Origin of the sequence: Enterococcus montenegrensis (assembly GCF_029983095.1) — a bacterium.
GTDB lineage: Bacteria > Bacillota > Bacilli > Lactobacillales > Enterococcaceae > Enterococcus_C > Enterococcus_C montenegrensis.
On record NZ_CP120467.1, the window covers coordinates 2,373,481 to 2,399,472 of the forward strand.

Consider the following 25,992-nt stretch of genomic DNA (forward strand, 5'->3'; position numbering starts at 1 on the left):
GGATTCTCATGGAAGAAAAAAATGATATTCACTTTCACAATGATGATGTCGTCTTAGACATCCACGATCGACCAGCGCCATTACATTGGTTTGGCCTAAGTTTGCAGCACTTATTTACTATGTTTGGCGCAACAGTTTTAGTACCTATCTTAGTTGGGATTAATCCAAGTATCGCTTTAGTGAGTTCAGGACTTGGCACACTTGTCTACTTGACTGTTACGAAAGGAAAAATTCCAGCCTATCTCGGCAGTAGTTTTGCTTTTATTGCGGCAATGCAAATGTTAATGAAAACAGACGGCTATCCTGCTATTGCTCAAGGTGCATTGACTACAGGTATGGTTTATCTCATCGTTTCATTTATCATCAAAAAAATCGGTACCAATTGGTTAGATAAAGTTTTACCACCAATTGTTGTCGGACCAGTCATTATGGTTATAGGTATTGGCCTAGCTAGCAACGCCGCCAACAACGCCATGTACAACGCCAGTGGAGCATATGATTTCAAATATGTCGCAGTTGCATTGTTGACGCTTGCTGTAACGATCGTCTTCAATATGTTTTTAACAGGATTTCTAGGTTTGATTCCGATTTTATTAGGTATTATTTCTGGCTACTTAATTGCATTGGTTGCTGGTATCGTTGACTTCCAACCTGTTATTGACGCTCCTTGGTTCCAATTACCAGCCTTTGAAGTCATGTTTGTACAATATCAACCTAAACTTTATCTAAATGCCATCACAACTATGGCTCCAATTGCTTTTGTAACAATGACTGAACATATCGGACATTTGATGGTTTTAAACAAATTAACCAAACGTAATTTCTTTAAAAATCCCGGGATGGATCGTACACTAATGGGAGATGGTTTGGCACAAATCGTAGCCGGATTTGTAGGTGGACCACCGGTTACAAGTTATGGCGAAAACATCGGTGTACTTGCTATTACTCGTGTTCACAGCGTTTTTGTAATTGGCGGTGCCGCTGTTTTAGCTATCGTTTTAGGCTTCGTAGGAAAATTAAGTGCATTAATTTTAAGTATTCCTGGCCCAGTTATTTCTGGTATCAGCTTTGTTTTATTTGGAGTTATCGCGGCTAGCGGACTAAAAATTTTAGTTGAGAATAATACCAACTTTGATAAAAAGAAAAACTTATTGATTACTTCAAGTATTCTTGTAATTGGGATTGGTGGTCTAGTTTTTGAAGCTGGTACCTTCACATTATCGGCTATGGCGTTATCGACGTTAATCGGGATTTTCTTAAATCTAGTTTTGCCAGACCGTTAAATAAGAAAGGCGCCATGAACTTAATCGGCTCTTTAGTAATAAGATAAAAAGCTTCGTGGACACCCTTAGCTTTTAAGCAATAAAAAAAAAGTACCAGGGCAAAAATCTTGCCACGGTACTTTTTTTATATACGACTTTTCCTCAAAATAAGACTGCGTTTTTTTTGAAACAAAACGTTTCTGTTACGCTTTCTTTTTTATTTTTTCAAAAATTCTTTTATTTCAGCCTGTGTTAACGCTTGCCATGGCGCCTCGTCAGAATTTGCCCCAGATTTTTCTGGATTTTCACCTTGATTCCACCATTTCGCTTCGTAACCAACGCCTTCAAACATAACCCGATCACCGCTATGATAAACGACTTCGCTATTCCACTGGAGATAGGCATCGGCTGGTAATTGGACTTTGGGTAATGGTTTTTCCCCAGGTAAAACTGGTCCGACTAATTCCCATGGAATTTCACTTGATTGTAAAACTGGACTATCTGGTGCCTCGCCTTTTGTCCACCACTTTGCCCGATAGACATTGTGTTTCCAAACAACTTTAGTTCCTGCCAAATATACCCCTGCTTCTTGCCAAATTTCATAAGGTGAAGTTGCTGGATCATCGGCTTTTTGCAACTCTTCTTCACTTAATTCAGATACCGTTTCTCGTTTTGCATCTGCTTTGATACTTCCAGTCAATCCTTCTTTTAGTAGGTTGGCAAATTCGCCTTCTTCTTGCTTTACTCCAGTGGCGTGATTGGAAACTACTTGCGTGTTAATATTACTTTCTCGCGATTTGCGGTCACGATTGGCTGACCACATCGAAACGCGACCTAAATTTTTCTTTTTGGCAAATGTATTTAACTTGCGCGCGTCTTGCAAAGTGAAAACTTCAGAAAGAACATCATTTTGCCCAATCATTGGTGTTGCACCTAGCTTGGTCCATAATGTTTCATTGGTCAAATTAATATCTTGTTCTTGATACAAGATTTTTAATTGACGATGCGTTTGTTTTAACGCATTAATTGAATTTTCTGCCATGGACAATTTTTTATCGCGACTATCCCCATAATTCATAGTCATAATATTGACACCCGCTAAGTCAACACCAGCTGTTAATAATGTCGCCACTGCATCTGTTCCATCTTTGGTTAACCCTTTTGGTGTTGCTGGTAAGGTCAGCCAAATCGCTAATTTTTTATTTTCCTTTTTTTGTTCGGCTTGCAACTGCGCTAACGCCTCTCCTCGGCGTTTTCCTGCTTCTTTATCCGTAAGTCCTTTGTTTTCTAAATCTAAATCAATGGTATTTAATTCATAACGGTCGATGACACTTTTATAGGCTTTAGCAAGTTCTGCTGGCTTTTGGTAGGCCAATGCTAATTCATCATTTAATAAGCCACCAAACGAGACAATGATCTCGCTGCCTTTTTGACGGAGACGTGCAATTCTACGATCCAAATCTAAATCATTACTGGCTTCATCTAAAGAATATGCTGCCCCCCAACTTGGTTTTTGTCCATTTTTTTGGGCCACTACAAAAGATAAGACCACATTATCAGCGTATTGTTCAAATGCGTATTGCGGCGTTAACGTCGTATCTACATAAGACGCAAACCAAGGTGCAGTAGTTTGCTGTTTTACCTCTTTTTTCTTTGTTCCTGTCGCTACTAATTTGTCGCCATTCAAAAATAAAGTGACCGCCCCACCGATAATTACTAACACAACGAGACACCGAAAAAGCGAAAGGCGTCGGCTTTTATTTTTCTTATCATTGCTCATCACTTATTTTTCCTCCTGTGGGGTCACACTTTGGCCTAGGGCAACAGATAATGGTACTTGTTCTGAATCATCGCCATAATATAAAACAGAGCGCCAATTTAATTCTTCTTTTTTGCGATCCTCACTTGCATCTTTTGTTTTGACATCAACAAAAAGCCAGTTGATAAAATTGCAAACAAAATCCACAATGGTATTTTTAATTCCAATATAAGCTAAGGCTGCCCAACTTGCCGTAAAGGCATTGAAACCGGCAAAGATTGCGTTTGGAAAATTTCCGGCCGTATAAGAACGCCAGCAAATAAAAGCTGAAAAAGTAATAATTACAAGCGGCGCTAATAAATAAAGCGTTGGCGAAGCTGTGCGGTCATTTACTTTTGGTGTTCGTGCAAAAGGAATTTTTTCGCCGGTTAGATATTGTTGAATGGATTTCACTACGCCAGCTAAATTAACAGCTAACAAAATTAAATTAAAACCATAAATTCGTAAAATATCCAAGCGTTTATACCGACAGTAATGTAAATCACTCGCCATTGCGATAAAATACGGCGCTGCTGCACAAATAATATAAACACTTAATAAATTATCATCAAAGGGATAGGCTAAAAGGAAGATTAGGCCAAAACTTGCCCAAGCAATTGAAGCCATATAATTTAAGCGCATGAAAATTTCCATCATTTTAAGTGGATTTCCTTGTTGGCGCCGTTCTTTTATTGTGGCAAATAATTTGGGTAAAATTAATAAACCACCATTCGCCCAGCGTCGCCGTTGAATAATTAAAGAACCAAAATCCGGCGGCGTAGCACTATAACTTAAACGCTCCGGATAGTTATACAATTCCCAGCCATGTTTTTCTAAGTCAACACTAGACTCTGTATCTTCAATAACGGTTCTATCTTGAATAAACCGTCGGACTGGAAATCCTTGCACGATTTCTGTTTCGGCAATATCTTCTAAGCCACACTTGCGGATAACTGCATTCGCCCCTACCCAAAAAGTCGCCCCATAATGGGTTGTTCCTTGGTGCAAAATATGTTGAATGTCTGTCGTCGCACCGGCAATTCGTTCAATTCGTGAAGGACAACCGCGAAAAGAAGAATAGGGTGTTTGCGTTACCGCGATTTTTTCGTTTCCAGGTTGATTCAATAAATAAACTAGGCGCAGACAATATTCTCTTAATAAAAGTGAGTCTGCATCTAAGGTTAGTAAAAACTCACTATCTGGTACTACTAAATCGGCTTTTTGTGCTGGTGCCACTGGCAATAAGACTTTTCCGACTTCAGTCTTTTTGACTTGATAATTTTTACCCATTAAGTCGATATAAGAATTCAAATTCATTGCCTTATTGGCCTCGTGGGATAAAGAAATATATTCTTTACGTTGGAAGTAGTCCACCTCTGCACCAAAAATCCAAGTTAAGCGGAAGTATAATTGTTCAACTCGTTCAACAGGTAACTGACTCTTTTCTTCTACAACTTTTTCAACTGCCTTTGCAGTAATTGCTAATTCTTCTGCTAAGTCTAAAATGACATGATTCACAAAAAAATCATCCACGTGATCTTCATGCGGTTCGCTGGCAGCAAAATTTTGTAACCATTTGACAGCAAAATGATATTCGGCAACGACTTTTAACAGTTCCTGATTTTTAACAAAATTGGGCTGTTGTCTAGCTTTAAATTGCTCCAGAGCCTTTTTAAAACGTTGATGCGGTTTTGCCAACAGCTGATTAATGTCGCGTGCCAATTGCTTTGTCTGTTGTAGTTTAGCTGCCGCTTCTGGTGTACTCGGATTTGGTTTATCATCGATTAATAGTCGAACCAATACTTTAGGGTACTCTTGCAAAGCAGCGGATAATAGCGTTTGTCGAATGACGGTAACTTCTTCATCATAAGAAGGAACCAAAACGGTAATATCTGATTGATTTTTGGCAAAGTAGCTGTCCAACATTTCACGGGGAATGCGTTTATGCGCTTTAAAGCGTAGTAACGCCCCTTGGCGCGAAAATAAATAAATCATTGCCGAAAAGCAAAGCGTGGTTACGATAATAATATAAAGTGCTGCTTCCACCGCTTTTTGAAAACTGCCATTACCCTTGGTAATTTGGTAATAAATTGTCGATGCTACGTACACTGCCCAAAATACCATTGTCAAAATAATGTAGATTCGATTTAATGTCACTTTGACAACGGAAGCTTTCTCGTGCTGCTGTGGTAATGGTTGCATATTTTTTTCTGTGTTAAATTGGCGCTTCATCTTCTTGTTTTCATCTCCCCTATAATTATTCCCCTTAAAATCCCAATGCGATGCTACTACACTCGTCATTATCTAACTTTGTAATTGTCAGAAAATTGCGAGCATAAAGTCACTTGTGCAGTTTAACACAAAGTTTTTTATATAACAGTTATAATAAAATGGCGAAATAATTGTGAAAAATGAATTTTATCTCTAAGATTATCTCAACTTTACTTGCTAAACACTTTAGAAAAAACGCGTATTTATCACGATTCTTTTTTTGCTGACAAAATAAATTGGCGCAGTTTTTCGTTGTCTTATTATAAAAAAATACTCGTGATAAGTTCTATAACATATGTATTTTTACAAAAATTAGCTCATTAGGTTTTGTTATCAGCAAAAAAAAGAAGATTTTTTTCATATACCAGCCGGAAAAATTAGAAAATCAAAATAACAAATAAAATATATTAAATATGACTTATTTTGACAAATAAAATTTTACTTTGATTTTATTACAGCGTGAAGATGCAACCATTTTACTAAAAAAAGAGCACACCTAGTTGGCTGTGCTCTTTAAAAGACTTTATTTTACTGTTGTTGATTCAAAATTTTAAAAGGATCAGTCTTCTTGTTTTAGTGCTGCCTTCAAGGCTAAAGCCAATGGACTTTCTGCAGCTTCTTCTTGTTGACTGTATTTCTTCACTAATTTTCGTTCTTCGTGTTTGGTCATCTTTTTATTGCGGGCTTTTTTATCAGGAATTTTTTCTGTGATCCCACAATATTTACATTTAAAGAAGGCACCATTTTTGCCTTCTAAAATTTCCATTTTTTTATGACATTGCGGACAACGATGATTGGAAATTTTGGGTTCTTTTCGCCGACGATAGCTACACTCGCTATTGGAACAAAGATAAATTTTTCCATCTTTGGTATTTCGTTCCTTTAACTGAGAGCCACATTCTGGGCAAATTTTCGTTGTTAAGGAATAATCTTTATAGGTCTCCTTGGAATTTTTAATTTCACTAACCAAACGGGCCGTATCTTTTTCAATCCCTTTTAAAAAGGCGGTCGCAGATTCTCGTCCTTGTGCAATATTTTCTAAGCTTTTCTCCCATTTTGCCGTTAAATCTGGACTAACCAAGGAAGTATTGACTAGGCTCAACAGTTGGCGCCCTTTGGGTGTAACAGCTAAAGCATTGCCACGACGTTCCATTAGTTCTGATTTTAATAATTTTTCAATAATCTCTGCTCGAGTAGCTGGTGTTCCTAACGCATATTTTTCCATTTGTTGTAATAAACTGCCCTCAGTTGCAAGTTTGGGCGGTGTCGTCAGTTCTTTATTGATCGCAAATTGCCCTTTGACACTTTTAACCTGTTGCCAGTCAGTTTTTTCAGCTACTTTTTCATTAGCTTTTTGCCAACCACTTTGTAAAACTTTTTCTTGTCGGAAAATAAATTCACCCTCAGGAAATTGGACAACTGCCTTTACATTAACGGTAACATATTGTTCTGCAAATAAGCCTAAGAAGCGTTCTATAATAAGGTGATAAATCCGGCTTTCGTCTGTAGACATCTTTTCAAAGCGGGGCCGTTCTTCAGTCGGAATTAAAGCATAGTGGTCTGTTACTTTGCTATCATTGAAAACAGCTTTTTGTTTTACTTGGGCACCATTTTTTAAATATTCTTTTGCCCGCGCATCCACATTTGCTAGTGCTTGAAGTCTTTCTTTTAATGTTGCCGCCACATCTTGTGGTAAATATTTCGAATCCGTCCGAGGGTAGCTGACTACTTTATGGGTTTCATACAAGCTTTGGACTAATGATAATGTCTTTTTCGCTGAGTATTGATACAGGCTATTTGCTACTCGTTGTAATTCCGTTAAATCATAAGGCAATGGAGCAGACTGTCTTTTTTCTTTAGTCGTGACATCTGTTACTTTACCAATTTGGTTTTGCCAATTCGCCACAACAGCTTCTGCTTCATTCCGGTTTTGAAATTGTTGTGGATTTTTCAATTGCAGGCGCCCTTTTTCATTGCCATAAATCAGATCCACCGTGTAATAAGTTTGTGGGATAAATTTTTCGGATTTTTCTTGCGCTTTTGCCACTAGCGCAAGTGTCGGCGTCTGTACTCTTCCGGCACTTAGACTGTCGTGATATTTGACAGTTAAAGCACGGGTAACATTTAAGCCTACCAGCCAGTCAGCTTTTCCTCTGGCAACAGCAGATTGGTATAAATTATCGTATTGTTTTGCCGGTTTTAATTGGTTAAAACCCGTTTTAACAGCTTTGGTTGTCTGAGAAGAAATCCATAGGCGTTCTAATGGTTTAGTAAAACGAATCCATTCAAAAATATAGCGCCCCACAGCTTCACCTTCACGTCCACCATCTGTGGCGATAACCCCACCGATAATATCTTTTCGTTTGGCTAAATTTGCGATTAATTTTAATTGACGATTTGTTTTAGGAAGTGGCTTAATGCCGATGTGTTTTGGAATCATAGGCAAGGTTTCCATATTCCAAGTTTTCCACTCTTGTTTAATATCTTCTGGTAATTTTAATGTTAATAAATGACCATAGGCCCAAGTGATGACGTATTGTTCATTTTCAAAATAATCTTTTCCCTGTGGCTTGGCTCCTAATACTTTAGCAAAGTCTTTGGCCACACTTGGTTTTTCAGTTAGTACTAATTTTTTCCCCATACTGGCTCCTTTAAGAAAATTAATTGCAATCTTTTTTAAACATCTTGTTTATGATGTAAAATAATTCAATTTTTCAAACGCAATTTTGATAAATTACGTGCCTTTCATTATAACAGCTCCCTTAAAAAAGCTAAACTGCTATTAAACAATCTTACAAACTCTATTTAAGCTAGTCTTTAGTTTTTTTAATTATGAGACTTTCGACAATAAAAAAGCTTAAACCAGCCACCACAGCCAGTTCAAGCTTACAAATAATGATTAGTTGGCAACTTTACGTTTACAAACTCGTAATTTACCTTCACCGTTGATGGTTTGACACAAACGATTGGAACTTTTTTCAACTACAGCGTTGTAGTCTTTCAATAAAGCTAAGCCGGTATACTGCTGCAAGTAATCATCACATTCTTCACACCAACGTTCATCGCTTTCATTCCAAAAAGCAGCTTGGTAATTCGGACGTGATTTCAAATTTGAAAAACACGGGCTCAACTCAAGCCACTTATTTTCGTAAAATTGTTCTGCCGCTGTTAAATCGTTAAAGGTATACTCTTCTGTTACATCAGCTTGCCAATCTTCAAAAAACCACCACGGCTCATTATCCCCATACATTATAACAACCTGGTACATAGTTTATTGCTCCTTTTATTCCCCATTTGCATTAATCATACTCACGAAACGTGTGGATGACAAGAAATTCGCACCAAACTTAAATAACTATAATTATTTTTATTTAATTTGATTAAGTTTGTGAATTTTATTCTTTTAAGAAAAAAATTTTGACAAAAATAGGCAAAAGTTTTTGCTTAGGATGCTTATTTTTTTAAGCATCCTAGACGATTGTTTTTCAAGCGGATGCTTAGTTGCCTAATTTATTTTTAAAGTTATAAAATCTGTATTTTTTATTACTGCTCTGTTTTAAATTAAGTATAGAATAGTTTTCGTGAAACAAAACACTTTTTTTATATTTCTCATTATTTTTTTCAATAGATAAAAAAGAGAGTTAAAAACAAAAAAATACCTGAATATCAGGCATCTTCTGATCCACAGGTATCAGAAGACGCCATTTATTTCAGATATTTCAAAATTTTATTCATAATGATCATGTAAATATTGTAAAACATTTGGCGCTAATTGGGTGGCCGATTCATTATCTTGACGATTTTCTAACATACTGATAAAGAGATAGCCACTATTTTTTCCTTCATAGGCAAGTAAAAAGCTATTTTCTTGGCCCCGTTCATCTTGTTTTTCTTTAATTTCGGCAGTACCTGTTTTAGCAAAAAGTGTAAAGCCTAGACTGCTTAAACTATGAGCCGTACCATTGGGATCACTTACAACAGCCTTTAAGTCTTCATTGACTTTCTCTACACTGGAAGATTTTACAACTGCGGTTTTTTCTTTTACTTTCGCATCTGTTACAAGCTTGGGATAAACCAGCGTCCCTTCGTTAGCAAAAACAGAATACATGGTAGCTTGTTGGATGGGATTAATTAGCAGTTGCCCTTGCCCATAACCGGTATCGGCTAACAAAATTTTGGAATCAAAACTTTTTTCGTTGCTAATTTGAGCGGGATTCATCGCCAGTGGCAGATCCATTTTTTCACCAAAAATAAATTTGTCTAAGCCACTTCGAAAAGCTTTTTCACCCATTTTCAATGTTTCTTGCGCCATGTAAATATTATCGGAATAAACCAACGCGTCTTTTAAGTCCACGCTGGCTACATCAGCTACCCGCGTGACATAGTAATCTCCCCAAGAGGAATCTTGTTGCCACTTCAAACCATTAATCGCTAATTTTTCGTTAGGATTTAGACTACCATTATCTAATCCAATCGCTGCTGTAATTGTTTTAAAGGTTGAACCTGGTGCATAACCTGTTACCAAACGATTTAAGAATGGTTTCTTTTCATCTTTTTCATAAGCATCATAATCTTTTTGGGAAATCCCATTCGTCATCTTATTAGGGTCATAGCTTGGGCTGCTAACTAAAGCTAGTAAATCGCCAGTTTTTGGTGCACTGACAACAGTCGCACCAGATTTTTCAGCCAATGCGTGATAAGCTAATTCCTGTAGCGTACTGTCGATAGTTAACTGCACTGTTTTGCCATCTTGCTTGGTATTTTCTAGTAAAACAGTTTTTTCGTTCCCTTTTTCATCAGTAATCGCTAATTTTCCTCCTGCTTTTCCCCGCAGCGTTTCATCATAAGCTGCTTCTAAGCCCGCGCGCCCAATTTGTCCTTCACTCGTTAATTCCGGATGTTTTTTCAAATCTTCAGCCGTAATTTTACCTAAGTATCCCACTAAATGTGCTGCCGCTGCTCCTAAAGGATATTTTCGCCCCGTAATTTCTTTAATACTTGCACCTGTGGGCAAACCTTTTGCTTCATCCACAATTTTTAATGGTACAAAATAATCTGGCTTTACCCAGCTTTGTTCTAAAGCTTGCGTAATTTGTTTTTCAGTTAAATTGTAATCTGTGGCGATTTTCTTAATATTCTTTTCTTTTTCAGTGCCTTCACCTAGTTTTTGCGGTACTACGCCTAATTGTTGCAGTTGTCCATTTTCTGCTAGAGGCTGATTGTTTCGATCTAAAATTTCCCCGCGCACAGGTTCATCTACTGTTAGACTTACTTTATCTTTGCCACTCATTTGAGGAAAAATCAGATTTGGACCCCATTCCAATTTAGGCTGCTCTTTTTCATAAGCCAAATACGTTTGGTACTTTAAATTTTTCAACTGACCCATAGCTGTTGCAAGCGACAATTCATAGGTCACTTGATATTTGTTATCTTTTTGTTCTGTTATTTTCAAATTAGTCATTTTGATATTTTTTGCATCGATTGCAGTAAAAATATTTTGATATTTTTCGATAATTTCTTTGTTGCTGTAGCCATTTCTTTGCGCAGTATCTGCTAACAATGTTTTAGGCAGACTTTCGTATTTTCCTTGCGCCAAATAGCGGGTGAAATCTTCCACGAGAGCTAATCTTTGTTGCTGTTTTTTTTCTGCTGTAACATGAATAATAAATCCCGCTCCTGCTACTAGCAATAAAATAATTGGAACGATAATAAAAATCGGCTTAAACGCCTTCTTTTTTTGATTCTTTTGACTTCTTAAATGTTCTGTCATTTTTATGCTCCTAATAAAATAGTTATTTTATTTTACCTTATATCCTGGCGTATATTAATTTAATGCACGCATTTTTAATAAAAGTTAACGAATTTCTAGAACTATATTTGTTTTATTTTAAACATAATAAAAAGATGCACCCGAAGGCACATCTCAATTTTTAGACATATTGTAAAACTTTTTCTTCTTTATAGGCACGGTCAATTAATCCGCCGCCAAGACATTTATCCCCATCATAAAAAACTACTGCTTGTCCGGGTGTAATTGCCCGTACAGGTGCATCAAAAATGACTTCAGCTTGGTCATTAGCTAACAAGCGGACAGTCACAGGAACATCAGCCTGACGATAACGGAATTTAGCCGTACATTTGAATTCTTGTGGCATCTTTTCATTGGTGGTGAAATGAATTGTACTTGCATCCAAACGATCTGCATACAATGCTTCATGATGAAAGCCTTGTCCAACATAAAGCGTATTGGTCGCCAAATCTTTTCCGACCACAAACCACGGATCATTTGAACCACTGCCGCCGCCAATCCCTAGTCCTTGGCGTTGACCGATTGTATAATACATTAACCCATCGTGCTCACCTTTGACTTGTCCATCAAGGGTGACCATCTTTCCTTTTTTCGCAGGCAAATAGTTACTTAAAAACTGCTTGAAATTCTTTTCGCCAATAAAACAAACCCCTGTAGAATCTTTCTTCTTCGCAGTTGCTAAACCTGCCCGCTCAGCAATGGCACGAACTTCTGATTTTTCCATGCCACCTAGTGGAAACAGTGTTTTAGCCAACTGTTCTTGAGATAATTGACTTAAGAAATAAGTTTGATCTTTATTATTATCCACACCCCGTAACATGTGAACGACGCCATTTTCATCTTTTGTAACGCGCGCATAGTGTCCAGTGGCCACATAATCGGCACCTAATTCTAATGCATAGTCTAAAAAGGCTTTGAATTTAATTTCCTTGTTACACATAACATCAGGATTTGGCGTACGGCCAGCACGATATTCTGCTAAGAAATATTCAAAAACGCGGTCCCAGTATTCTTTTTCAAAATTGACTGAATAATAAGGAATCCCGATTTGAGCGGCTACTTGCGCAACATCTTTATAATCTTCAGTTGCAGTACAGACGCCGTTTTCATCTGTATCATCCCAATTTTTCATGAAGATACCTACGACATCGTATCCTTGTTCTTTTAGCAAAAGTGCGGTTACAGAAGAGTCCACTCCGCCACTCATGCCCACGACAACGCGTGTGTTGCTGTTGTCTGTCATGTAATCACCATCATTTCATTGTTAATTCCGAAAATTTAACGATTTGAAGGTCGCAACTTTTCAGTATTTGTCATTATACAACAGATGGCTAATAATTTCATGTACTTGTTTTTAAATTAGGATTTTCTTTAAAGGCAGGTTAATTAATATAGCAAAAAAAATGCCAAATATGAACCTTTATGTTTAAAAGGAAAACTTATCCGTTAAAAACAGCTTCATATTTGGCATTATTTTTAGTTCATTTTGCGATTGCGCCACCAGTAATAAAGACCTGTTAGCCCTGCAATACTACTTAGAGCAGCCGCCATAATTAAAAAGATCTGCGTGCCACTTCCCCCTGTTGCAGGCATAAAACCTTCTGGGCGTGAATTTGTGACCGTAAATGCTATCACCTGCGTTTTCTCATCGATTACAAATTCATTGGACTCTGTTTGATTGGTTTCATTGTAATATTTAACCGAAAATTCTTTTGGTTTATTGACCTCGACTAAACGATATTTTACACCTGTTGTTAAATATTGGCGCCAATCTTTTATTAATACTTCTTTTTTAGCGGTGGTGTAAAATTTTATCTCACCTTTTGTCTTTCCTGCTTCAATTTCCCCACAACCATAGGCTACAATCGTAGCATCTGCTACTGTTTCAATGTTAAAATCAAAAGTCGCTTTTCCCGTTGCACCTTGAAGTATTTTTTTAGCTTCAAAATCAAAGGGCGGACGTTCATCGTTGGCTACATTTAAAGTCAAGTTCAAGTTATCCGCTGAGGCAGCAAAATGATAATGCTCCGTCAATGTAGCTGTTACATCCCCGGCTTCATCGGTAATAACTGGCTGCTCTTTGTCTAAGGTGAAATAAGCATATTGTGAAAATAGTTGGTACCCTTTTGGTGCTTGGACTTCTTTAATGCGATAATCACCTGATCTAAGTCCGGTAAAAGATAGTAGTCCACTGTTGGAAGTTGACACTTCAGCTTGCTTGACGTTAATTTCTTACCAGGTGTCTCCGTTCTTTTTTTCTAAAATGAATTTCGCACCCGCCAAGGCCTCTTCATCTTTGGAATGTTTTTTTATTGTCAACATTCTAGCATTTCCACTAATGGTACCAGAAGCACTGACATTTCTGATCTCAATTTTTTCAGTATGCGTGTTTGTTGATTTTTCACCCCACTTAATTTTGATGTGATTTTCAATATAACTTTGCTCGGCTTTTTTCGGTTTACCGCTGTACTCAATAATTAAAGGTGTACTCACCACGAAATCTTTGGCAAAGGAAATTTTGAAGCCGCCATTTTCCCATTCAAGTTGATAAGCCTCAGTTTCTACTTCACCGTCTTTGTCTATTTGTGGTTTCCAAGTATTCGTTCCTTCTTTTATTGTTTCTAAATTGGCATAATACAATTTAATTTTACCCGGAATTATATCTTGGTCTGATGAAGTATCTTCAATCACTAAGTTATGCAACCGAGCACCTTCAGGATTAACGATAGCTGTCCAAGGGATCTCCATGGTCTCTACATCAAAATCTGAAGCTGTTTTATAAACCCCACTTGCCACTTTTGTATACGATACACTAGCGGCACTTTTTGTCGTGCCACTATTCGTTACCAGCGCGGTTGTATTTAAGATTTGATTTTTATTGCCTTTTTCAGCGGCCATAATCGCTTTATCAAGTTGCGTTGCAAAACTGACTTTAAAAGCGGCATATCCCATATCTTTTTTAAACCGGATGGTAAAGCCCTGGCTAAGGTATCTTTTGTTTGTTCTAAAACTGGTATTTCAGACCACTGCTTGCCGTCATTTTTTAGCGGGATTATTTCATAATCTGCATTGATTTCTAATTTCACTTTTTTGTAGTCGTGATACCAATCTGTAGTCGAATTTTTTTCTTTATCATCTTTTGTTTCCAACTGATAAACAACGATTTCTTGCAAATCTTGTAATGTCATACGCTGAATGAAGCTCGTGGTGTTATCATCAAATTTCCAAACATTCATATGGTCGACAATTTCATCTCCAGCTTTGATGGCGTATCCTCTTGTGTTTGCTAATATTTCCCAGGTGACAGAAGAATTTTTTATATCAAGCGTTCCTCTTTTTTTCAATGCATCAGCAACTTGGACATTGTTCGTCCACCCCGTATTCGCCTGGGCATGACCTTGATATGTGCCTTGTAGTGCTTCGATTGTATTAAACAAATAATTACTAATCGGCACTTGCGGTACAAGTTCTGGTGTATTGCCATATTTTGTCGCAATCGCTAACCAGATTTTTTTACCAGCATGTTTTTCATTAATCTTCAACTGAAATCCAGCTGCTTTCTCCCCTGTTTTCAATGTATCAGATTGCAATGCAATTCCAGCATCAGGGTCAGCTATTATTGTCCCTGCTGTTGTAGTTAACTTGCCGTTATCAATCGTAAGCATGATATCTACTGTGGGAATTTCACGAAATTCCCCATTTTCGTCTTGATAAGCAACAATTATGCCTTTTTCCTTTAAATAGGATTGATTAATTCCTTCATTAAATTTTTTTCCAGTTACAAGAACTGCCTCTTTTGCCAGCGTGCTATCTTTATTCCAATAATAAGCGAGACCATTTTTATAAAAGACGCCTTCTTTTAACCGTAATGCGGCATCGTTAATTAAAATCTCACCTGCACCTGGTATTGTCACAACCGAAGCTGACCATAAAATCGTTTTATCGCTAAAGTTACTATCAACACTTTCGTCAAAGAGCGTTTGTCTGATTACTTGTTTTTCAACTGCTAACGAAGTAAACGTACTAGAAGCTGCCGTTAAGTCGCCGCCGCTGATTTTATTTTCCACTAAAGTCTGGCCTTTAGTATCCTCATGCTTACTTTGATAGGTGACGATATAGCGCCCCTTTGGTATTTTTTCACTGAAGGATAATGTAAACTGACTTTCTTTTGTGTCTTTAAGCGTAATTAAATCGTGGTATTGTTCTGGTGTAGTGGCGATATTAGGAAATACTTGTTGCCCTTTTTTTAATTCGGCAAAAACTTTAAGTGTCTTAAAATCGATTTGACCATCGTTTAATTCATCAATAAAGTCAATTTTCTCATTTTTGTCCCGATGATAAATGACTGTCCATTCAATAATACCGTTGCCCTTACTGACAGCTGACTTTTGCAAATGATCATAGTAGTATTCCGTTTTGGCTATTGCCTCTAACTTACTACTGCCGGCGATGTTACTTTGAACCCTGTTGCTAATCTCACTGGGATGATTGTCTTTTAAAATCGTGGTGTATTGAATTTTTACCGGCCCTGTTATCTGGGTATCAATTCCGTCATTCCAATGGTAAAACAGCAAGGAAAATTTACTATCATTATTTTTGTCATACGTAATTTTATAATCTTTTCCTGCTAGTAATTCTTTGGCCTTGCCGTCAACTTCCATTGTAATTTTAAACAATTGAAAATCTGCCAATTCGCTAATCTTTGCTGCCAAATCTGTCGGCGGCAAGTAAAACCCGGCCTTGGCGCCACTCTCTGGATAAAGTGTTGTGATATCTTCATCGGCAATGCGCAAGTCTTTAATTGGAACAAATTTACTTGGATCTTTTTTATCCCGACCAGGTGTAACGGTGATTTCCCACTCCAAGAGATGATAATCTTCTTTAGCTAAAGTAACCTTAGTGGGCGCTTTACTTACACCTTTTTGCAGGCTGTACTCATTTTTTACCGGTTGAATTTGAATCGTTTCTTTAATTTCAGCATCTTTATCAAGCATTACATCAATGCTTTCTGTCACTTCTTCTATGATCACTGTAGAAGTTAAGTTCATTTCACCTTGAACATTCTCTTTACTCCAATTTTCATTATTAAATGTAACCGTCCATAAATGATTTTTACCGTCTTTGCCCCCATTTTTTTTAATGGTGAATTCTCCTCTTTTTTCACCATTAATTGTCAGCATTTCTTTTATATCACTTTCCAAATGGATATCCCCAGAAATTTCAAAACTAAACTCAAAATTTCGTTCTCTATTTTCATCTGCATCAATTTCTGCTTTGACTTTTGCTCCTGCTGGTGTCTGAAAAAACTGATCCAAATTAAAGTGATACTGCAGGCGAATCGATGTGTCTGAAAAAATAAATGGTGGCTGTGTTTCATCTACACTTTGCCAGTCGCCATTACCTTGCTTTGTTTCAAAGCTAACCTTATCAATCGGCCACCCTGATAGATCTGTTGGCATTTTAATCGTAATTGGTGTCACTACTTTTTGCTTTACAACGGGTGGGGTTTTTTCAGTTGCTGTCTGATCAACGGCGTGTTTTTTATCTTCATCATTTTCTTTTTGATGGGGGTTAGTTAATGTATGCGTTTTCTCTGTTGCTGATAAAGCATAATTGGGTGTTGTTTCTTCTTGCAACAAGTCAAAATGAATCGTCGGACGGACGTCTTTTGTTGTGGTAAATGTAAATTCCCCTTCACTTTTTGTTGTGCCACTAGTCTTGTCTGACTCACTTTTTTCCTTTAGCCAATTTGTTTCTGTAAAAAAGTCATTTCCAGAAAGCGGCTGAACAATTTTGTCATCACTAATTTTTATCGCAAGCTGTGTTGCGGTTACACCGGTGTTTTTAACATAATGAAATGTCCATAATAAATGATCGTTACCTTGTATTTCTACTTTGTGGTCGATCTTCAAAAAATCGTTATTGACCAAATAATTTTTATCACTGCTTGCTTTGGGACGCCACGTAAACAGACTCCCGCTCATAGCTTCTAAAAAAGGAAAAAGTAGACAGATGCACACCATAAAAATTATTTTCTTATTTTTTATCTTCATATTTAACCTCACAATTCTTTTTGTTTTCTAATCTTTTTATAATTATATAACAATTATGCTTTCCGGCGCAATTTTTAACGGCAAGACAAAAAGACGGTAAACGCTTGCTATTCTCACAAAATTTCAAATTAGAAATAAAAAAATTTATTTAAGAAATAATTTTCAGAATAAAAAAAGAAACAAAAGGAAAATTCCTTTTGTTTCTTTTTGAAGATCCAACTTTTAAAAAAATATTTTAAGGTTATTTTATTAACGAAGTTTAGCCAATTCTGCTTCTTTCTTGGCTGCAATCAGATCAATTTGATTTTCTGAGATGGGAGTTCCAAAGGGCAATTTTTCTGGTAAGAAATCAATTTCTGGTGCATCGACGCCGACATTGATATTTTCTTTAATCGGTACACTATAATGATGCACATGTCCATGCAAATTACGAATGTTTTTGGTGACCCCCAACAACATGGGATAATGCGTCAAATAATACTGATGGTGATTAAATTTGATAATGATCCCCACATCTGCAAACTGAAATTTTGGCTGACCATTTGATAAGGTTCTATTATTTTTTTCTAAAAATTTGAAAAACGTGCGATGATCGTGATTTCCTTTAATAAAAATTATCTGCCCATTCAAACGCATCAGTAAAGCTAAAATCTCCGGGTAGCCTGCCTCATAAGCAGGATGCATTGCGACATCCCCTAAATGGTATACAGTATCGCCTTCTTTTACAACAGCATTCCAGTTTTTTATCATTAATTCATGCATTGTTTGCAGATTTTCAAATGGGCGCGGTGCAAAATCATTGTCCCCTAGTAAATCTTGATGGAAATAATGGGTATCGGATGTAAAAAATTTCATTTCGCTCACCTACAATACTGCCAATGGCTGCTTTTTGGTTGGAGCAAGATAACGTGCTGCAATTTTTTGCCACTCTTTTTTGGTTAACTGGATTTTTGCTGCAGCTAAGTTTGTTAAGACATGATCTTTGTTGCTCGATTGTGGAATTGCCAATGTCTTTTCATCCCGAATTGCCCAAGCTAAAAGCAATTGAAAAATAGAAACCCCATGACGAGCAGCAATTTCTTGTAGTCCACCATCTTGCAAAAATTGATTACCTAAACTATCCCCTTGTGCAATTGGAGAATACGCAATTAGTGGCACTTGTTGCTTATTCAGCCAAGGAAGTAGATCAAATTCAATGCCGCGGCTACCTAAATTATATAAGACTTCATTGGCAGCACAGTTTTTGCCAGCTGGTAGTTGCCACAGTTCTTGCATATCGGATAGATCAAAATTTGAAACGCCCCAATTTTTAATCAAACCACTTTTTTTAGCATCCTCTAATGCAGTGACTGTTTCAGCTAAGGGCACTTCTCCTGGCCAATGTAATAAATACAAGTCAAGATAATCCGTCTTTAATCGCTTCAAACTAGCAGCTAAACTTTGAGGCAATTTTTCTTTTGTAGCATTCCAAGGGTAAACTTTTGAAATTAGATACACGTTTTCCCGCGAGACAGACTGTAGCGCTTTCCCTACTAACTCTTCTGAATTGCCATCTCCATACATTTCGGCTGTATCAATTGCGATTTTTACCGTCGAACTTGCTTGTTTGAGACCCGTTTGCAAAGCTGCTAATTCTGCTGTTCTTTTTACTAAGTCGTCTCCCATATGCCACGTTCCTAAACCAATCGGGTAAATCTTTTCGCCAGCAATTTCCATTTGTCTACCTCCATCTCGCTTTTCTTACTTCAAGTATAAACCAGCTTTATGATTGGGTAAAAAAATTACTATTAGCAAATATAAATTTCCCAAATTTCTTGAAATTTTTACTTAATGCCAAAAAAGCTAGTTTGTGAAACAAGCCACCTAAAAAAGCTGGCTACACGCGGTCTGTTCGCTAACGTTAACAACATGACAAATTTTTTCGTACAAAACTTATGATTGGTTACAAAAAAAACACCAGCAAAAGCTGGCGGCGGCAAATTTTTAAGCAACTTTTTCAAAGAGGCCACGACTAATAAAGCCATCCATTAAAAAGTAAAATTTATCTTGTAACATTTTATGTTGTGGGTCTTTAAAAATATTTACTGCTTTTAAACCATTAGCTGTCGTAATTGACATTTTTAAAGTTTCTATTTCCCCATCAACGGTGATTTTCAATTTGAAACCTTCCTTACTTTGAGGTGTTGCTTCAAGTGGTTGAATTAATTGAAAATTCCCCCCATTTGTTTCTTTAAAACCATTATCGCGCAATGTGTATTTCTTTGCCTCTGGGTCTAGTTGGTACATAACGTTTGCACCTAACACCGTTGCCTTTTTTTGAAATGCCATCTATTTTCCCCCCTGCTTTTTAATTGCTGGTAATAAAACTTGCCGCTTTCATAAAAAATTAGCCTTAACTTTTGCCATCTCTTATTTTTACTACTGACTTTATTACCGCTACAATCTGATTGTCTCTTTAATTATAAAAGTTTTCTGAGTGTTTGACTACTGCTCTTTCGTTATTTTTGGCAAGCCGCAATTAGTTTTTCAGCAAAATATGCGACATCTTCTGCCGTATTACCAAAACCAAAGCTGACGCGAATGGATTCGTGGATTGCATCACTGTCTTTGCCATACATGGCTGTTAGAACGTGAGAAGGTTCAATGTTGCCGGCTGTACAAGCAGAGCCTGTTGAAATCGCTTGGCCTTGTAAATCTAATTTCATTAACAATAAATTGTTATCCACATCATTCAATTGTAAATTTAAAACATGAGGCAATTTATGCGTCACATCACCATTTATATGATAAGCAATTTTTGCTTCGTCTAATTTTTTTAGCAGTAATTCTGCCAATTTTGCGTAATGAGCTTTATTTTCCAATTGCTTTTCTGGGGTTAGAATTTCTACCGCTTTTGCCATGCCAATAATTCCCACTAAATTTTCAGTCCCGGCACGTCGCTTTTCTTCTTGTTCTCCACCATGAAGATAACTTGGTAAGTTTACGCCATCTTTTTTAAACAAGAAGCCTACGCCTTTGGGTCCGTTAATTTTATGCGCTGAAATACTGAATAAATCAATATTATTTTCGTAAGGATCTAAAGCCGTTTTTCCAAAAGCTTGAACTGCATCCGTATGAAAAATTGCAGGATGATCTTTTAACAATTCACCGATGGCTTTGATGGGTAATAAATTCCCTGTTTCATTATTGGCTGCCATCACAGATACTAAGATTGTCTCCGGACGCAAGGCATCTTTTAGCGTTTCTATTGCTAATTGGCCTTTTTCATCGACGGGTAAATAGGTAACTTCAAAGCCCTGTTTTTCCAAATAGTGCATCGATTCTAAAACAGCCGGATGTTCGATTGCAGTGGTAATCACATGTCGCCCTAATTCTTGACGAGCAAGAGCGGTGCCGATAATCGCGGTGTTATCTCCTTCTGTACCGCCACTGTTAAAAATAATTTCATGGGCTTTCACCCCTAAACTTTTGGCAATTAATTGTCGACTCGCTTCTAATTTTTCGTGGGCTTTGCGACCAAAGCCATGTACGCTAGAAGGATTCCCAAAAATTGGCATCGCTTCTGTCATCGCTTTTATTACTTCTGGGTGTAGCGGTGTTGTTGCCGCATGATCCAAATAAATTTCTTTCACTCTCTTCACCTTTTCTTGTGCATACTAGGGTCATTCTAGCATAAAAAGAATTTTTTATTAATTGATTACCATTTTTCCTTTTTCGCCAAATAAAAAAACTGTACCAAAAGTTTGATACAGTCCAAATCGTAATTGTATTAGCTTAAGCGAAATCTTTTTCTTCCAAACGGAATAGGGGACTCATTGGTGTATTTTCGTGAATTCGTTTCACAGCTTCTCCCATTAATTGACCACAAGTGATATACGTCAAATTATTAGGATGGCGACTTTCATCTGTAAAACAAGAATCTGTCACACAAATATCTGTAATATCTGCACTTTCCAAGTTTTCTTTTGCTGGCGGTGATAATAGTGCATGGGAAGCACAAGCATAAACTTCTTTGGCACCTGCTTCTTTTAACAAGCGCGCTGCAACTTTAAATGTATTCCCCGTATTTAAAATGTCGTCCACCATAATACAAGTTTTTCCTGTGACATCGCCGATTACATAACCGCCGTTTTCATCACTTTCCTCTTGGTCGACAATCGCCAATGTTGTATTTAGATACTCTGCTAAGCTGCGGGTTCTGTTGACCCCGGAGTTCTTCGGTGAAACAACCACAAAGTCGTCTCCAAACATTTTCTTTTCCCGATAATATTTGGCAAAAAGCGGCATCGTAAATAAATTGTCCACTGGAATATCAAAGAAACCTTGAACTTGAACGGTATGTAAATCCAACGTCAAAATTCGGGTTGCACCAGCTTCTTGTAACATATTCGCCACAAGCTTAGCTGTAATTGGTTCATGAGGTCTAGCTGTTCTGTCTTGACGAGCATAACCATAATAGGGTAAGACAACATTAATTGTCTTCGCACTTGCTCGTTTCATTGCATCGATCATAATCAACAATTCCATATAATAATCATTAACAGGTTGATTTGTTGCTTGAATCAGATACACGTGCGCACCTCGCACACTTTCTTCGATACTAATTGAAATTTCACCGTCGCTAAATTGCTTAATCGCACATTGGCCTAATTTTGTGCCAAAGACAGCAGCAATTTTTTCTGCTAACGGTTCATTTCCATTCAAGCTAAAAATTTTCAACGATTGATCCTGGTATTGTTCCCCCATGATAGCCTCCTTAGTTATTGGCAGTTCTTTGCGCTAGTCATTTTTTATGACAAATTCTTTTTCATTCTAACATCTTTTTACTCTTTTTTGAACTGTAACAGCTGGTTTCCCTTTTATCTATTTTAAGGTAACGAAATGGTCCCATTAATCCAGCTGGCAGGGATAACTTTATGATAGTTTCCCCAGTTATCATGAACTTTAAGCCATTCTTTCCCTGTTTCATCTTTTTTATAACCATACGCTACTACCCAGTGATTCCCATAGGTGCTTCCTTTAAGTTTCATTAAACCGACAATTACTGGTTTACCTTGTAGCAGACGTTTTTTTACCCGTTCTAAGCCACCAACAGGAGTTTGACGGGCTCTAAATGGTAATTTAAACAAACGAAAATAGCGGGAAAGACCGTGGGAAACTTGTAAAGAAATAGTTGGAAAATCAAAAGGTTGAATGATTACCCGTAGTAAATCTTGCAATGCTTTGGTATTTTCACTGCCATTTTGACGAATGTGGTCAGGCACAATTGTTTTTACAAGATGATCTTGGTAGTAACACAAAAAAACTGTTGCCGCGCTTGTGCCACATAGATAACCTGATTTGGTGGTGATATTGCGATAAGGATAAAATTCTGATTCTGAAATCCCTAGCCATTCATTTGTAATTGTCATCTTCTCACCTCGCGATAAGTATAGCATAAGTTTGTTAGTTGAGATTTTCTGAGCTAACGTCAAAAAATTCTGAACGTTTTCTTTGTGAAAAAGCTTTCTGTGTATGATAATAGGTAATGATACGAAAAAATGGGCAGATTGTCCCAAAATTATCTTAATTTTACGGAGAATTGAGATATTAGAAATAGGAGGATGTGGTCTTATGAACAACTTACTAAAAGATGATTTTTATGAATACGTCAATGGTGATTGGATGAAAACCGCTGTCATTCCAGCTGATAAACCAGCCACAGGTGGGTTTCAAGATTTAGTCGATGGCATTGATAAATTATTGCAAACAGAATTTAAGGATATGTTAGCTGATGAAAGTAAAATTCCCCAAGGAAAAATGAAAGACGTCATTGCCTATTACGAATTAGCTAAAGATTATAAAACGCGAGATGAACTTGGCGCTGAACCGATCCAACCGTTATTAAGTAGAATTCGTGGGCTAAAAGATTACGAAGATCTAAATCAACAATTAACTGATTGGGTTTTAGAAGGTCTCCCGCTACCTTTTAGCTTAAACGTGGATCAAGATATGAAAAATACCCAACAAAATGTTTTATTTGCTTATCCGGCTGATACAATTTTGCCAGATAAAACATATTATGCAAAAGAACATCCTCAAGGGGCAAAATTATTGGAAGTTTTTGCAGCTATGACAATTGCTGTCTTAGAAAAAATGGGCCATAACCAGAAAGAAGCCCAACAAATTACTGAAGATGCGCTGGCTTTTGATCGCCTAATTGTCCCTCACGTAAGAAGTTCAGAAGAAAATGCCGACTATAGCAAAAACTATAATCCCCGCAGCTTTACTGAATTTTGTGCCTATGCACCTGTCTTAGATTTAAAAGAGCTGGTAGAAAATTTAATTAAGACCACACCTGAGACAATTATTGTAACTGAACCCGATTATTTTGACGCATTAAATACACTGCTGACAGAAGAGAACTTCTCCTTATTACAAAATTGGCTGTATATCCAAACTGCATTGGGATACACCAATTTATTAAGTGAAGAATTGCGGCAATTAGGCGGCACTTATTCCCGTCAATTGTCTGGTGCGCCTAGTGCCATGCCACAAGAAAAAGCAGCTTTTTACTTAGCGAATGGTCGTTTTAGTCAAGTAGTCGGTCGCTTTTATGGAACCAAATACTTTGGTGAAAAGGCAAAGCAAGATGTTGAACACATGGTTCACACTATGATTGGCATCTACCAAGACCGCTTGGAAAAAAACGACTGGTTATCAAAAGAAACCAGTGCCAAAGCAATTACTAAATTAAATAAATTAGGCGTTCAAGTGGGTTATCCTGAAACAATTCCTGCTTTTTATGAAAAATTTGATACTACGCCAAAAAACGCCGGTGGCACGCTGGTGGAAAATAGTCGTAAATTTAGTCGAATTGTCAGAGAAGATAATTTTAGTCGTTATGGAAAAAGTGCTGACCGCAACGAATGGGAAATGAGCGCTGCGACTGTGAATGCCTATTACCATCCCTTCAAAAATATTATCGTTTTTCCTGCTGCGATTTTACAAGCGCCATTTTATAGTTTAGAACAATCGACTAGCGCCAACTATGGTGGTATTGGTGCCGTTATTGCCCACGAAATTTCCCATGCTTTTGACAATAACGGGGCGAAATTTGATGAGTATGGCAACATGAACAATTGGTGGACGGATACTGATTTAGCGCATTTTGAAACATTATCTGCTCAAATGATTGCAGAATTTGACGGTATTGCCTTTGCCGGTGGCACGGTTAACGGTACCTTAACCGTTTCAGAAAATATTGCCGATGCCGGTGGTGTTAGTTGTGCTCTAGCTGCAGCTAAAAAAGAAGCAGATGTCGCTTTTGAAGACTTCTTTGTCAACTGGGCAAAAATTTGGCGTACAAAAGCACGGGAACAATACCAACAATTGTTACTAGCTATTGATGTCCATGCGCCAGCAAAATTACGGGCGAATATTCAGTTACAAAATGTCCCTGAATTCTTTGAAACTTACGGAATTAAAGAAGGCGATGGTATGTATAAAGCGCCAGAAAAACGCGTGCATATCTGGTAATTAAAAATTAGAGCAGTAAGCTTACGTAGAAATAAATACGTTTAACTTATTGCTCTTTTTAACAACTTTAAAAGAGGTGATCTACTTTGGAAAAATACGCACAAAATAGTTATTTAACTGAAATTGAAACAACTATTACAGAACGCGGAAAAGATGAAATTGGCAATTTTGTCTGCTTAAGGGAAACTGTCGTCTATCCTGGTGGTGGCGGTCAACCGGCTGATTGTGCTTGGATTGCGGGCAATCCTATTCTAAAAATACAAAAAACAGCAGACAGTGTATTTTATTATCTCGACATTGACGTTGAGACATTGCCTGAAAAAGTTCTTGTCAAAATAAATTGGGAGCAACGCTTTGACTTCATGCAGCAACATACCGGCCAACACATTTTAGCCCGAATTTGCGAAGATCTATTTCAAGCAAGAATCACAAAAGAACAAATGACATTAAAAGATTCATTTTTTGAAATTGATGTGAAACTTGATAAAACACAATTGCAAACGGCTTTAAAACGGAGCAACGAAATTATTCGGGCACAAAAACAAGTCAGTATTCTATTTCCCACTGAAGAAGAATTGGCAAAAGAAACGCTCTTTACCGCGCCACCAAAATACTTTAAAGATCTCCGACTAATAAAAATTGCCGATTTTGATATTATTGGTTGTGGTGGTACTCATGTAAAAAATACTGCCGAAGTGCAAGCTATTGCTTTAACGCAAGTAAAAGAGCACAAAAAAACAACTACCTTGCATTTTGCTTGTGGTAATCGTTTGTTGCAACAATTTGAAACAAATCAAAAACAATTGACGGCATTGACACTACAAGCTAACGTTCCTGTTGATGGGCTAGCTTTAGCTTTCCAAGAACAACAACAAACAATCAAGTTTTATCAAGGGCAAGTTGCGCTTTATCAAGTAAATGAGTTGGTGGCAAATGCCAAAGAACTGACACCACATTTCATTTACAGTGAAATAACTGACACCGAAGCAAAAGAATTGCAAACAGCGGCAAAAAAAATAGCCGAAATTTATCCTGATAAGCTGATTTGTACCGCCACAAGTGATGAGGATAGTTTACGCTATCATTTATACTTAAAAACAGCTGATCCAAAGCGTCCAATTGGCCAAGTAATTCGGACCGCCAACCAAAAATTTACCGGACGCGGTGGTGGTTCACCTACAAAAGGCGATGGTACTATACCTTATTTGCAAAAGGATGCTTTACTACGGTTTTTACAACAATAAAAATTCAGAAAAGCTCCTCAAACGCATGGAACTCACC

The 25,992-nt window shown here is 37.3% G+C and carries 18 protein-coding genes; 3 read left to right on the top strand and 15 right to left on the bottom strand.

Translation table 11 applies throughout. The features are described 5' to 3' along the window. The first annotated feature begins 8 nt into the window (after positions 1–8). The gene (locus P3T75_RS11450) at positions 9–1,283 is read left to right on the top strand and encodes a solute carrier family 23 protein (RefSeq protein WP_282461654.1); all 1,275 of its coding nucleotides are present in this window, start codon (positions 9–11) and stop codon (positions 1,281–1,283) included. A 196-nt stretch (positions 1,284–1,479) separates the two neighbouring features. Here the strand turns inward: P3T75_RS11450 and P3T75_RS11455 are convergent, their stop codons facing one another. The 15 genes from P3T75_RS11455 to P3T75_RS11525 form a co-directional block, all read right to left on the bottom strand. Continuing rightward, the gene (locus P3T75_RS11455; RefSeq protein WP_282461655.1) at positions 1,480–3,042 is read right to left on the bottom strand and encodes a chitinase; all 1,563 of its coding nucleotides are present in this window, start codon (positions 3,040–3,042) and stop codon (positions 1,480–1,482) included. Between the two features lie 3 nt (positions 3,043–3,045). Beyond that, entirely contained in the window at positions 3,046–5,292 is a 2,247-nt protein-coding gene (locus tag P3T75_RS11460) for a glycosyltransferase family 2 protein (protein WP_282461656.1), read from the bottom strand. A gap of 598 nt (positions 5,293–5,890) precedes the next feature. Next, on the bottom strand, positions 5,891–7,972 hold the full coding sequence (locus P3T75_RS11465) for a DNA topoisomerase 3 (protein ID WP_282461657.1): 2,082 nt from the start codon (positions 7,970–7,972) through the stop codon (positions 5,891–5,893). 258 nt (positions 7,973–8,230) lie between these two features. Beyond that, on the bottom strand, positions 8,231–8,599 hold the full coding sequence (locus P3T75_RS11470; RefSeq protein ID WP_282461658.1) for a DUF1033 family protein: 369 nt from the start codon (positions 8,597–8,599) through the stop codon (positions 8,231–8,233). Positions 8,600–9,058: 459 nt separating this feature from the next. Beyond that, positions 9,059–11,101, bottom strand: a complete 2,043-nt coding sequence (gene pbp4 / locus P3T75_RS11475; protein ID WP_282461659.1) for a penicillin-binding protein PBP4(5) — start codon at positions 11,099–11,101, stop codon at positions 9,059–9,061. A 160-nt stretch (positions 11,102–11,261) separates the two neighbouring features. Further along, the gene (gene mnmA / locus P3T75_RS11480; RefSeq protein WP_230710294.1) at positions 11,262–12,383 is read right to left on the bottom strand and encodes a tRNA 2-thiouridine(34) synthase MnmA; all 1,122 of its coding nucleotides are present in this window, start codon (positions 12,381–12,383) and stop codon (positions 11,262–11,264) included. Between the two features lie 233 nt (positions 12,384–12,616). After that, a complete protein-coding gene (locus P3T75_RS11485; RefSeq protein ID WP_282461660.1) occupies positions 12,617–13,348 on the bottom strand; it encodes a prealbumin-like fold domain-containing protein in 732 nt (243 codons plus the stop codon). A gap of 24 nt (positions 13,349–13,372) precedes the next feature. Continuing rightward, positions 13,373–14,092 (bottom strand): hypothetical protein, encoded by a 720-nt coding sequence (locus tag P3T75_RS11490; RefSeq protein WP_282461661.1) that lies wholly within the window; start codon positions 14,090–14,092, stop codon positions 13,373–13,375. Continuing rightward, entirely contained in the window at positions 14,002–17,124 is a 3,123-nt protein-coding gene (locus P3T75_RS11495; RefSeq protein ID WP_282461662.1) for a hypothetical protein, read from the bottom strand. Before P3T75_RS11495 ends, P3T75_RS11490 begins: the two co-directional genes overlap by 91 nt. A gap of 318 nt (positions 17,125–17,442) precedes the next feature. Next, positions 17,443–18,048, bottom strand: coding sequence for a metallophosphoesterase (locus P3T75_RS11500; RefSeq protein ID WP_282461663.1), 606 nt, complete (start codon positions 18,046–18,048; stop codon positions 17,443–17,445). Positions 18,049–18,057: 9 nt separating this feature from the next. Then, positions 18,058–18,909 carry an aldo/keto reductase gene (locus P3T75_RS11505; protein WP_282461664.1) on the bottom strand — a complete coding sequence of 284 codons (852 nt, stop codon included), beginning with the start codon at positions 18,907–18,909 and terminating at the stop codon, positions 18,058–18,060. Between the two features lie 267 nt (positions 18,910–19,176). Beyond that, positions 19,177–19,521, bottom strand: coding sequence for a DUF1831 domain-containing protein (locus P3T75_RS11510; RefSeq protein ID WP_206902243.1), 345 nt, complete (start codon positions 19,519–19,521; stop codon positions 19,177–19,179). A gap of 170 nt (positions 19,522–19,691) precedes the next feature. Beyond that, positions 19,692–20,825: a cysteine desulfurase family protein gene (locus tag P3T75_RS11515; protein WP_206902242.1), complete on the bottom strand. Its 1,134-nt coding sequence runs from the start codon at positions 20,823–20,825 to the stop codon at positions 19,692–19,694. A gap of 142 nt (positions 20,826–20,967) precedes the next feature. Continuing rightward, a complete protein-coding gene (locus tag P3T75_RS11520) occupies positions 20,968–21,939 on the bottom strand; it encodes a ribose-phosphate diphosphokinase (protein WP_206902241.1) in 972 nt (323 codons plus the stop codon). Between the two features lie 122 nt (positions 21,940–22,061). Beyond that, positions 22,062–22,604 (bottom strand): hypothetical protein, encoded by a 543-nt coding sequence (locus P3T75_RS11525; protein WP_230710303.1) that lies wholly within the window; start codon positions 22,602–22,604, stop codon positions 22,062–22,064. Positions 22,605–22,806: 202 nt separating this feature from the next. Here P3T75_RS11525 and P3T75_RS11530 point away from each other — a divergent pair, with 202 nt between their 5' ends. Further along, positions 22,807–24,711 (top strand): M13 family metallopeptidase, encoded by a 1,905-nt coding sequence (locus tag P3T75_RS11530; RefSeq protein ID WP_206902239.1) that lies wholly within the window; start codon positions 22,807–22,809, stop codon positions 24,709–24,711. Between the two features lie 86 nt (positions 24,712–24,797). Continuing rightward, positions 24,798–25,955 carry an alanyl-tRNA editing protein gene (locus P3T75_RS11535; protein WP_282461665.1) on the top strand — a complete coding sequence of 386 codons (1,158 nt, stop codon included), beginning with the start codon at positions 24,798–24,800 and terminating at the stop codon, positions 25,953–25,955. Positions 25,956–25,992: the final 37 nt, after the last annotated feature.